An 11,076-nucleotide genomic window follows, 5' to 3' on the forward strand; every position below is an offset into this window, starting at 1 on the left:
AAGCCCGGAAGGCCGGAGAGGACGGGAACCCGCCGGGACGCCCGGGCCGAGACGAGAGGATCGGAGGGCCCTCGGGCATCTGACGATACGCCGAAAGACCGGGCCCGGGGGCGCCGATCAGCCCTCCTTCGTGATATTCCCGTGACGTATGGGGCAGAGGATACTCTGGTTGCGTTTTGATCACAGGCGACCGGCCTCGACACCCGTTCTGTGATCCGCGTCGCAGAGTGCGCCACGGAGTGAGAGGCCCGACGCGGCGGCCCATCACTGGCGAGGGGGCATGCGCGCCTACCAGGGATAACGCCGCCATGAGCCCCTCCCTCCTGCGCGAATCATGCTGCTGCTCGACGATGGGGTCTCGCCCGGGATCGCGCGTCATCAGACCCCTCGTAGGGAGGGTATCGGGGAATACCGCCGTTCAGGCCGGGATGTGATTAGTCGGGCATTCGCTCGCGTCAAGTCGACACCCCGGCCGGCAGGACACGATCAGAACTCGATGATGGCGGTGCGGGACGGATCCAGTCCCAGGCGGACCCTCGTGCCAACCCCGTTCGCCGACCCGTTGCCCCCGCCCGCCCCAGCAGCGACGACGGCCGGCCCACCAGGGACATCGAGGGAGACATCCACCTCGATCCCGCCTCGGCGCATCCGCCTGGCGAGCACCGTCCCGCTCGCCCCCGGAAGCTCCGCGGAGCCGCGCGTCCCAGCGCCATCGGCTCCCGGTCCGCCCTCCTGCGGGCCGACGATGCTCAGCGCCCCTGGGGCGAGCGCCAGCCCGACGCCGGCTCCGTCTAGCCGCGACCCCCGCGCGCCCGGCCGGTCGCCCGCGAGCAGACTCCCCCAGCCCAGGGCCTCGGCCTGCTCGCGGGCGAGGATCGGGGCGAAGCCGAGGAAGGCCGCGACGCCCGCGCTGCCCGGATCGGCCCACAGCGCCTCGGGGGCGGCCAGGCGCGAGAGCCGTCCGGCCTCCATGACACCAACCTCATCCGCGACGGTCATCGCCTCGTCCTGGTCGTGGGTGACGTAGAGGGCGGTGGCGCCATGCTCGGTGAGGATGGCGCGCAGGTCGCCGGCGAGCTGCTCGCGCAGAGCGCGGTCGAGCGCGGACAGGGGCTCGTCGAGCAGCAGGAGCCGGGGCCGGGGCGCGAGAGCTCGAGCCAGGGCGACGCGCTGCGCCTGCCCGCCGGACAGGGTGGTGATGGGCCGCGCCGCGTAGCCGGGCAGACCGACGAGATCGAGCATCTCGGCGACGCGGCGCGCCCGCTGGGCCCGGGTCATGCCCGTCAACCCGTAGCCGACGTTCCCGGCGACGTCCCGGAAGGGGAAGAGCTGACCCTCCTGGAACATGAGCCCGAATCCGCGCTTGTGCACCGGGGTGGCGACGACGTCGCGCCCGTCCCAGCGGATGGCGCCGGCCGCAACGGGCTCCAGGCCTGCCACGGCACGCAGCAACGAGGACTTGCCCGACCCGGAGGCCCCCAGGAGCGCGGTGATCCGCCCGGAGGGGATCTCCAGGCCGACGCCGTCGACGGCCACCACCGGCCCAGCGCCCCGGCCTGCGGAGTAGACCACCCGCAGCCCGTCGATGCTCAGTCCGTCTGCCATAGGGCCTCCCTGCTGGTCGTAGGGGTACCGGGCTCGCCGGGACGCGCGCCTTCGCGGCGCGCCCAGCGGTTCTGCAACCACTCGCAGCCGAGCATGAGGACGGCGGTGCCGACGGCCAGGATGACACCGGCGGCCAAGCCCATCCCCTGGTTCTGCGCGCCAGGACGGCCGATGAGACGGTAGAGCACCACGGGAAGGGTCGGCTCGGTGGGGCGAGCGAGGAACGAGGTCGCCCCGAACTCCCCCAGGCTCGTGGCCAGGGCGAATCCGGCGGCGAGGCCCCCGGCGCGCGCCAGGTGCGGGCCATCGACGGTGAGCAGGACGCGCCCCGGACCGGCACCGAGGGCGGCAGCGGCCTCGCGCTGCTGGGAATCGATGGCTCGCAGGGCCGGCAGGAGGGTGCGCACCACGAGCGGCACGGCCACGACGGCCTGGGCGAGCGGCAGGATCCACCATGACGCCGTCAGGCCCGTGGGGGCGAGGGTGATGAGGAAGCCGAAGCCGACCGTCACGGCGGACACGCCCAGCGGCAGCATGAAGGCGGCGTCGAGGAGCGAGACGGCACGGGCCAGGGCGCGGCTGCGGGGGCTGCGCGAGACCACGAGGCTCACCGCGCTGCCCACCGCGAGCGCGATCGCGGCCGCCACGACGGCCGCGCGCAGGGAGGTGGCGGCGGCCTCCCAGACGGTGACGAGCAGGGCGCCCCCCTGGCCGCGCGTGCCCAGGTCCGTGTAGTTCGCCAGAGTCCACCGCCCGCCCCGGCGCAGGGAGCGGACCACGAGCACGAGCACGGGGGCGGCCAGGAGCCCCCCGATGGTGACGGCGGTGAGCGCGAGCGCGGGGACGTCGGCACGGCGCAGCGGGGTGGCGGGCACGTCGAGGCGCAGGCGGAGCCGGGCGGTGGAGGCGGCGCGGGCGCGCTCGGCCCCCCAGAGGGCCGCGGCGATGACGAGGAGCTGGACGACGGACAGCACGGCGGCCGCGCGCAGGTTCAGGTACTGGGCGGTCTGGACGTAGATCTCGGTCTCGATGGTGCCGATCCCCACCCCGCCCAGGACCAGCACGACCCCGTAGGCGGTGGCGCAGAACAGGAACGTGAGCGAGGCGGCCGACGCGATCGCGGGGGCGAGACTCGGCAGGGTGACGGTGCGCCAGGCCCGCCACGGCGAGGCGCCGAGCGCGCGGGCGGCCTCGACGGCGCGGGGGTCGAGCCGGGACCACATGGTGCCCACGGTGCGCACGACGAGCCCGTAGTTGAAGAAGACCAGCGCGGCGACGACGGCGGTGAGCGTCCCGTCCAGGCCGAGGCCTCCCAGCGGCCCGCCCTTCGTGACCAGTGCGTGGAAGGCGACGCCGACGACGACGCTGGGCAGTACGAAGGGCACGATAACGATCCCGCACAGGAGGTCGCGCCCCGGGAAGGAGCGCCGGTAGAGAACGAGCGCTCCGGGCACGCCGAGAACGACGCAGATCACGGTGGCCGCCGTCGCCTGAGTGAGGGTCTGGGCAAGGATCCGCCAGGTGCGCGGGGCCGTGAGGACCTCGGCGAAGCCGGTGAGGTCGAGGGCGCCGTCGGGGGCGAGGCCGCGACCCATGAGCGTGGCGACCGGCCAGAAGAACAGCACCGCGAGGAAGGCGAGCGGCACCGCGACCGCCGCCGCCCAACCGATCGCCTCCCCCGGGGTGCGCGAGGGGCCCGAACGATGAGGCCCGGGCCGAGGGCGGCCCTCCTGGACTACCATCCGCGCTCCTCGTTCCTCGGGGCGCTCCCGCCGGCCCCGCCACGCCCGCGGAGGGCCGCCCCCACCCCTGCCTGGCGTGGAGGCATCGCCACAGGCGAGAGCCGCCCCGCACCCGGCCCCGGCCTCACTGCCCGACGGCCTCGGTCCAGGCGGCGAGCCAGGTCTCGCGCTTGTCGGCGATGGCGGCGGGATCGAGGGCGAGCGGGGAGGCCGAGAGGGCGCCGAAGGTCGTCATGGCGGGGCTGAGCGTCGCCTCGGCGCTGACGGGGTACATGTACATCGAGTCGGGGATCGCCGTCTGGACGTCCTTGGTGAGGAGCCATTCGATGAAGGCCTTGGCGCCGGAGGGGTTCTTGGCGCCGGCCAGGACGCCCGCATACTCGATCTGCCGGAAGGCGGTGGCCGGGACGGAGGCGGTGGTCGACGTCGTCCCATCGGCGCTGACGGTGGCGGCGGGCGAGGAGGAGTAGGACAGGACGATCGGATAGGCGCCCCTGCCCTCGCCCGCGGAGAAGTCGACGCTGTAAGCGGCGGTCCAGCCCTCGACGATCTTGGCGCCGTTGGCCACGAGCCGCTTCCAGTAGTCGGCGAAGCCGTCCTCCCCGAAATGCGCGATGGTGGCCAGCAGGAAGCACAGGCCGGTGGTGGAGGTGGAGGGGTTGATGAGGACGGCGAGCCCCTTGTTCTCGGGCTTGGTGAGATCCTCGAAGGAGGCTGGTGGCGTGAGGCCGTGATCGGTGAGGTAGGCGACGTCGTAGTTGAGGGCGACCTCGCCGAAATCGATGGGGGCGATGGCGGCGGCGCCGTCCACGAGGTAGTCCTCGGCGCCGGCGGGCAGGGTGATGGTGGAGGCGGGATCGACCACGCCGCTCGCGGCCAAGCGGGAGATGAATGAGTTGTCGACGCCGAAGAAGGCATCGCCCAGTGGCGCGTCCTTGGTGAGGACGAGCTGGTTGGCGAGCTCGCCGCCGCTGCCGGACTTCGAGATGGACACCGTCAGGCCGGAGTCCTTCTGGAAGGCGGCGAGGAGGTCCTCGGGGAGGTTGAAGTCGTCGTGGGTGAGGACGGTGATCGTATTGGCGTCGTCGCCGCCCTTCTTGCCGCAGGCCGTCAGGGCGGTGGCAGCGGTGACGGCCGCCGAGCCGGCGAGCAGGGCACGACGGGTGAGGATCGGCGCGGGAGCCGTGCGGCGCGGAGCATTGGGGCTGGTCGGGGTGGTCGTAGCGGTCATGGTGCCTCCTGGTCGAGTGCCTGGAGGGCCCGCGCCCGGGCGGCGCGCGGGGAGAACTCGACTTCCTTCGCCGGTGCGAGCCGGAGCAGGTTCGAGGGTCTGCGGTTCCCCGCACTCTCAGCGCCCGCCCCACCATCGGCGGCGGGATTCGGCGCTCCCCTGTCGTAGTGGCCCCAGCATAGCCGGGCGCGGGTCATGCGGTCCCACTGCGCGCCCCGGATCTCTTCCCCTTCCTCTTCTTGCGCCCTCGGCCCGCAGATACCGTCTCGGCCCGCTGTTGCGCCCTCATCCTTGCAGTTTGAGGGCGCAGCGCTGGGATGAGACGGTATCTCGAGGGTGAGGGCGCAAAGATGGGGCATGATCGTCCCATCGCATCGCCCGCCGACCGAAGGAGCCCCGCCATGCCCGGCAAGACCACCGTTGACTTCGCCTGGAAGGCGACTGCTGCCGTCGCCACCCTGGCCGCCGGCTTCGTCGCCGACAGGGCGCTGGGCACCGTCTGGAAGACCGTCACCGGCAAGCCGGCCCCCAACGACGAGTCCCAGCTCCTGGACTACCGGCTCATGGAGGTCGTCGCCTTCGCCGCCCTCTCCGGAGCCGCGCTGGCCGTGACCCGCGAGCTCGCCCTCCGCAAGGCGGCCGCCTGGTACGGCGGTCGTGGCCACAACCCCCTCACCTCCTGAGAGAACTCCCCATTCCCGAACGTCGCGGGCCGTGGAACCGTTGGCCCCGAGCCTGATGGTCTCTGATCATCGACCCGGACCGGACCGACCGCCTCCTGCGCAACGCGACCCTCAGCCCCGACCGCCCCGGGCCCCGCACCCTCCCATACGCGCTCACCAGCCGGCCCTGATGACGGGCGGGGCGCCGCCGCACACGTAGGCTGGGGCCCGTGACATCGCTCGAGGTTCTCCAGGCCGTCTGCGCCGCCATCGTGCTCGTGTCGACCATCGTCGGCGTGACCGTCTTCGGCCGCGCCTGCCTGACGATCGCCCGGAGACTGCGGGTCGGCCGCTCCGTGCCCCGCGAGCGCCTGCGCCCCGTCGGCCGCCGCGCCTGGCTCTCCCTCTCCGCCGCGCTCAACCACCGGGCCTTCCGGAGACGCCCCTGGATCCGGGCCGCCCACTGGCTGGTCATGATCAGCTTCCCGCTGCTCTTCCTCACCCTGGTCACCGGGTACGGGCAGGTGCTCGGCGGCGCGGCCTTCACCCTGCCGCTTCTCGGGCACGCCGCCTGGTGGGGGTGGGTCGTCGACATCATCGCCTGGCTGAGCCTGGCCGGCATCATCCACCTCGTGGCCGTGCGCCGGCGCCTCACCCGCCGGGGCGCGGCCGAACCGCCCTACGCCGCCGACTCCGAGGGGGGCGCGCGCCCCCGCACCTCCCGCTTCGCCGGCTCCACCGCCCGCCAGGCGCATTTCGTGGAGGGGATCATCGCCGCCGTCGTCGCCTGCGTCCTCGCACTGCGGATGCTGGAGCACGCTCACCTGGCCGCCTCCCCCGACGCCGCGGAGCGCGCCCTGGCCACCTGGACGCGATTCCCGCTCACCGCCTGGGTCGGCCCCGCGCTCGAGCCCCTGGGATACACGGGCCTGGCCGCCGCGATCACCATCGTGGCCACCATCAAGGTGATGGTATCCATGGCGTGGTTCGTCGTCGTCGGCCGCCAGCCGTCCATGGGCGTGGCCTGGCACCGCTTCCTCGCCTTCATCAACATCTACGCGCGCCGCGAGCTCGACGGCTCCAAGGCCCTCGGACCGCTCGCCCCCATCACGCTGCCCAACGGCAGCCCCCTCACCGCCCAGACGATGGACGACCTCGACGCCGCCATGGAGGCCGCCGACGAGGGCACTGGCCCCGAGGTGCGCCTGGGCGTGGGGCGCATCGAGGAGTTCACCTGGAAGGGCCTGCTCGACTTCAACACCTGCACCGAGTGCGGCCGCTGCCAGGACCTCTGCCCCGCCTGGAACACCGGCAAGCCCCTGTCCTCCAAGCTCTTCACCCTGGCCCTGCGCGACCACGCGGCCGCCGCCGCGCCCTACCTGCGCGCCGCCGCCGAGCTCGGGGTCGCCCCTGAGGAGGTTGACGACGACGTCCTGCCCACCCGGGGCATCTCCAGCCCCACCGGCAGCGCCGGGCTCGCCCCGGGCTCGGCCCACACCGGCGACATCCTCGGCGCGCTGCTGGCCGCCAAGGCCGCGCCCACCGAGACCGGCGTCGCCGCCCGGCCCGCCCCCCTGGCGGGCGATGTCATCCCCGCCGATGTCCTGTGGGCCTGCACCACCTGCGGCGCCTGCGTGGAGCAGTGCCCCGTGGACATCGAGCACGTCGACCACGTGGTGGACGTGCGCCGCCAGCAGGTCCTCATGGAGTCCGCCTTCCCCAAGGAGCTCGGCGGCATGTTCCGCAAGCTCGAGTCCAAGGGCAACCCCTGGGGCCTGGCGGCCCGCAAGCGCATGGACTGGGCCAAGGGACTCGACTTCGACGTGCCCGTCATCGGGGACGACGTGGAGTCCGCAGCCGACGTCGACTACCTCTTCTGGGTGGGCTGCGCCGGGGCCTTCGAGGACCGCGCGAAGAAGACCACCCGCGCCGTCGCCGAGCTCCTGCACACCGCGGGGGTGAGCTTCGCGGTGCTCGGCGACGCCGAGTCCTGCACCGGCGACCCGGCCCGCCGCGCCGGCAACGAGATCCTCTTCCAGATGTTCGCCGCCCAGAACATCGAAACCCTCGGCGAGGCCGGGGCGACGCGCATCGTGGTCACCTGCGCGCACTGCTTCAACACCCTGGCCCGCGAATACCCGCAGGTCGGCGGCCAGTACGAGGTCCTGCACCACACGCAGCTGCTCAACCGCCTCGTGCGCGAAGGGCGCCTGAGGCCGGCCCCGCCCGAGTCTGGGAGCGGGGCCGCGGACAGCGCCGGCAGCGCCCCGGGGGACGGCGCCGCCTCACCCACCGCCGCCAGTACCGTCCCCAGCACCATCCCCGCTGTCACCTATCACGACGCCTGCTACCTGGGGCGGCACAACCGCGTCTACTCCCCGCCGCGCGAGCTCCTGGAGGCCACGGGCGCGACCGCCGTCGAGATGCCCCGCCACCACGAGGAGGCCTTCTGCTGCGGCGGCGGCGGGGCGAGGGCATTCATGGAGGAGTCCATCGGGACGCGCATCGCCGTCGAGCGCTCACGCGAGGCCATTGGCACGGGCGCGCGAGTCATCGCCACCGCCTGCCCCTTCTGCACCACGATGCTCTCCGACGGCGTCGCCGGCGAGGGGGCGGATGTGCGCGTCGCCGACGTCGCCACCCTCATGCTCGAAGCCGTCCACCGGGGCCAGCAGGCCTGAGCGGGAGTGGACCGCGGACGGGCCGCGCCCCCAACTGGAACACGGCCCGCAATGCATACCGCCTCACCCCGCAGATACGGTCTCAGCCCGCACATACCGTCTCGCCCCGGTGTTGCGCCCTCATTCTCGCAGTTTGAGGGCGCAACACCGGGGCGAGACGGTTTCTTCGAGGTGAAACGGTATCTCGGGGGCGAAGGCGCAGCGCGGGGAAGACCCGAGGAGCGGTGGCTGGCGGGCGGGAACTGATCCTTGGCGACCGACAGCCAGCGGCTCGCAGCAGGTAACCAGTGACCAGCGGCAGGTAACTGAGAAGCCGGTAATCGGAAGATCAGCCCTTGGTGACCGGTGGGCGGCGGCCACCGCCTGCTCGAACAGGCGAAAGCGCCCCCGCCCGAGATGGGCAGAGGCGCTTTCACCATGCGCGTGGTTTCGGCGGGGCGCTTGGCCCTCGCACAAATCCGCTTACTCCCAGCGCATGCACCACGTGGCGGCCCCGAAGAGAGAAGCGCCGCCAGCGGCGAGTATGGACCAGCCGAACAGGGCGTGGGCGGCATCGCCGACACTCGTCAGCGGCCAACGCAGCCCATCCAGCAGGTATGTGGTGGGAAGGAATGAGGAAAGGGCCTGGACCCCGGGGAGGGAGCCAGTCATCGCGGCAGCGGACGAGAGAATGACCATGGGAGCCACGATCGCCAGGACGACGGCGGTGGCCACCGCGGCTGACGGTGCCACGACCCCCACGAGGACGCCGACCGAGCAGAACAGGAACGTCCCCAGGACGGTCGGGACCAAAGCGAGGGGGATCCATGCCGTAGCGGTCATCCCGGCGCCCATGCCGAGTCCGATGGCGGCGAGGACGAGCGCCTGCACGAGCGCGACGACGATCGCCACGCTGAGCACGGCGGACAGGAGCGTGGGCACCCGCACCGGCGCGCAGCGCAGAAGCGCTCCCAGGCCCGAGTCCCGCCAATCGGCCACACCGCGAGCGCCGGCGAGCACCCCGGTGCAGGCCGCGGCGAAGGTCATGACGCCGGGACCGATGACGTCGAGCACCGGGCCCGAGGCCGCGACGGTCCGCCCGCCCGTGGCAAACGTGAGGCCGACGAGCAGCACGGGCAGCAGCACGAGGGAGAAGACGAGGGCAACGGGATCGCGCAGGTAGGTCCGGGCCAGTGAGCGGGTCAGCGCCTTGTAGGGGCTCATGCCAGCACCCCCCTGGAACCCAGGACACCGGGCATGGGATCGAGCGCGCCGATGCGGCCCCGAGGCCGGTGCGAAGCGGTCCTACCGAGCTGCGGGGTCAGGCACCGATTCGAGTCGGCGACGAAGGAGGAGGCCGGCCCGACGGCGACCACTCGGCCCTCATCGAGAACGGAGACGGCATCGCACAGGGTCCCCAGCTCGCCGAGGAGGCGGGCGGCGCAGACCACGGTAGTCCCCTCGTCACGCGCCTCATCGAGCGCGTCCAGGAGATCGGCTCGCTCCGAGGTGTCCAGATCGGCCATGGGCTCGTCGAGGAAGAGGACCTCCGGGTGGTGCACCATCGCGGAGGCGAGGACCAGCATTCGACGGGCGCCCACCGGGATCAACTCCACGCGCCAGTCACGCAGCCTGCCCAGGCCCATCTGGTCGAGGAACTGGTGGGCGCGGGCCTGAGATGCCCCCATGAGGGAGGCCACCGTGCTCAGGTGCTCCCACACGGTGGCATGCGAGAAGAAGGCTGATACCGCGCCCTGCACGCCGACCCGCGCCAGGAGCGCGCAGTCGCGGCCGTCGGGGGCGCGGCCGAGAAGGGAGACCTCGCCGGCCTGAGCCCGCCGCGCGCCGTAGAGGACCTTCAGCAGCGCGGTCTTGCCCGCTCCGCTCGGACCGATCAGCCCGTGGAAAGACCCGGGCTCCACCACGAGGTCGACGTCGTGGAGGATCTCCCGCCCACGGAAGGACTGCTTGACGCCCCGAGCGCTCACCGCGGCGGCGTGGCCATCGCGCGTCGCGAAGGCGCCGAGGGCAGCGGTCATGGGCTCAATCCTCCCGTGCCGGAGCGCGTCGTGGCAGTTGCCGTCAGGCGCTCAGCAGTCGGTCGCAGTATCAGGGTTCATTACATCCGCGACCGCGATGGATGCGATCCCGGACACCGGTCGGCAGGAGGCGGGTCGCCGGCTGCCGTCGGACTCAATTCAGCATCGCCTCTCAGCCGCCGGGGCGGAATCCTGCCTTCCGCGCGACGCCGCTCCTCCCAAAGGCGGATCGCTCGCCCTGAGGTCGACGGCGATGACCGCTTGCCGCCATGGACGCGGAGCCGTCGACCCCGTGGCGGATGCAACACCACCGTCGCCGACTGACCCACCTTCCGTCCAGGAAGGTGGGCTAGCCTCGCTATATGAGCCCGGTATCCGCACCCCTGGGGACGCTCCCCGCTCCCCGCACCCCGTGGCGGAAACGGCCTCACGCACCCCGTATCCAGTGGACGGTCCGCGGCGTTCTCACCGCTCTCCTCCTGCTCCTGGCCGGAGCCGACCTCAGCGCGAATGGCACTGACCTGTACACGACGGCCTCCCTGCTGTCCGTGCCCGCGCCAGTGCTGTGCCGCCGATTCCCCTGGACGGTCACCTGCGTCCTCATGGTGGTCACCGTCCCACTCGTGGCCAGGTCATTCCTGACCGCGGCGCTCCTGGCGAGCATCACCATCATCCCCCTGCTCATCGTCGACGGCAGGGTTCGCCAGGCGGCCTCACTCTTCCTCTGCTTCCCCACCGGCTGGCTGGCGGCGCTCATCCTCGGCTATCCCCTGACGGATGTGCCGCTGGTTGAGGTGTTCCTGCTCGCCTCGGGCGCCAATATCGGCTTCGTCCTGCGCTACTCCCACGAGATGGTGGCGCGGGAGAGGAGGCTCCGGGAGGCGGCTCTGAGCACGCAGCGGGCCGCGATCGCGAGGGACCTGCACGACACCCTCGCCCGCGCCAACACCCAGATGGTCATGCGGGTCCAGGCCGCGCGCCCCCTGGCGGAGGAGGAGCCGCGCGTCGCCGCACTCCTCGACGAGATCGCGGCGATGGGTCATCGGTCGGTAACCGACCTGCGCACCATGCTGCGCCTCCTGCGCCAAGACACCCCCACCCCCACAGCACCCACCCCCAGCCTCACCCAAGCCATCA

The 11,076-nt window shown here is 72.4% G+C and carries 8 protein-coding genes; 3 read left to right on the top strand and 5 right to left on the bottom strand.

Annotation, left to right across the window (positions count from 1 at the left end):
* Window positions 1-486 precede the first annotated feature (486 nt).
* From B1H50_RS06255 to B1H50_RS06265, 3 genes are all read right to left on the bottom strand, one after another.
* Complete coding sequence (locus B1H50_RS06255) at window positions 487-1,605, bottom strand: ABC transporter ATP-binding protein (RefSeq protein ID WP_080462913.1); 1,119 nt, start codon at window positions 1,603-1,605, stop codon at window positions 487-489.
* On the bottom strand, window positions 1,590-3,347 hold the full coding sequence (locus B1H50_RS06260; RefSeq protein ID WP_229657814.1) for an ABC transporter permease: 1,758 nt from the start codon (window positions 3,345-3,347) through the stop codon (window positions 1,590-1,592). The genes B1H50_RS06255 and B1H50_RS06260 overlap by 16 nt, the downstream gene beginning before the upstream one ends.
* A 124-nt stretch (window positions 3,348-3,471) precedes the next feature.
* On the bottom strand, window positions 3,472-4,578 hold the full coding sequence (locus tag B1H50_RS06265; RefSeq protein ID WP_080462914.1) for a thiamine ABC transporter substrate-binding protein: 1,107 nt from the start codon (window positions 4,576-4,578) through the stop codon (window positions 3,472-3,474).
* Window positions 4,579-4,979: 401 nt separating this feature from the next.
* Between B1H50_RS06265 and B1H50_RS06270 the strand changes: the two genes are divergently transcribed.
* A complete protein-coding gene (locus B1H50_RS06270; protein ID WP_080462915.1) occupies window positions 4,980-5,261 on the top strand; it encodes a DUF4235 domain-containing protein in 282 nt (93 codons plus the stop codon).
* A gap of 209 nt (window positions 5,262-5,470) precedes the next feature.
* Window positions 5,471-7,921, top strand: coding sequence for a (Fe-S)-binding protein (locus B1H50_RS06275; protein WP_080462916.1), 2,451 nt, complete (start codon window positions 5,471-5,473; stop codon window positions 7,919-7,921).
* Window positions 7,922-8,383: 462 nt separating this feature from the next.
* Here B1H50_RS06275 and B1H50_RS06280 read toward each other — a convergent pair whose 3' ends face one another.
* Entirely contained in the window at window positions 8,384-9,124 is a 741-nt protein-coding gene (locus B1H50_RS06280; RefSeq protein ID WP_080462917.1) for an ABC transporter permease, read from the bottom strand.
* A complete protein-coding gene (locus tag B1H50_RS06285) occupies window positions 9,121-9,939 on the bottom strand; it encodes an ATP-binding cassette domain-containing protein (RefSeq protein ID WP_080462918.1) in 819 nt (272 codons plus the stop codon). Before B1H50_RS06285 ends, B1H50_RS06280 begins: the two co-directional genes overlap by 4 nt.
* Window positions 9,940-10,301: 362 nt before the next feature.
* Between B1H50_RS06285 and B1H50_RS06290 the strand changes: the two genes are divergently transcribed.
* Window positions 10,302-11,076: histidine kinase (locus tag B1H50_RS06290; protein ID WP_198939978.1), on the top strand; the 775-nt coding region annotated here is incomplete at its 3' end.

Source organism: Actinomyces gaoshouyii, from assembly GCF_002072175.1.
Lineage (GTDB): Bacteria > Actinomycetota > Actinomycetes > Actinomycetales > Actinomycetaceae > Actinomyces > Actinomyces gaoshouyii.

Bases quoted from the DNA above. Each gene is read 5' to 3' on its own strand.
- B1H50_RS06255 (WP_080462913.1), bottom strand. From the start codon at position 1,605: ATGGCAGACGGACTGAGCATCGACGGGCTGCGGGTGGTCTACTCCGCA.
- B1H50_RS06260 (WP_229657814.1), bottom strand. From the start codon at position 3,347: ATGGTAGTCCAGGAGGGCCGCCCTCGGCCCGGGCCTCATCGTTCGGGC.
- B1H50_RS06270 (WP_080462915.1), top strand. From the start codon at position 4,980: ATGCCCGGCAAGACCACCGTTGACTTCGCCTGGAAGGCGACTGCTGCC.
- B1H50_RS06285 (WP_080462918.1), bottom strand. From the start codon at position 9,939: ATGACCGCTGCCCTCGGCGCCTTCGCGACGCGCGATGGCCACGCCGCC.
- B1H50_RS06280 (WP_080462917.1), bottom strand. From the start codon at position 9,124: ATGAGCCCCTACAAGGCGCTGACCCGCTCACTGGCCCGGACCTACCTG.
- B1H50_RS06265 (WP_080462914.1), bottom strand. From the start codon at position 4,578: ATGACCGCTACGACCACCCCGACCAGCCCCAATGCTCCGCGCCGCACG.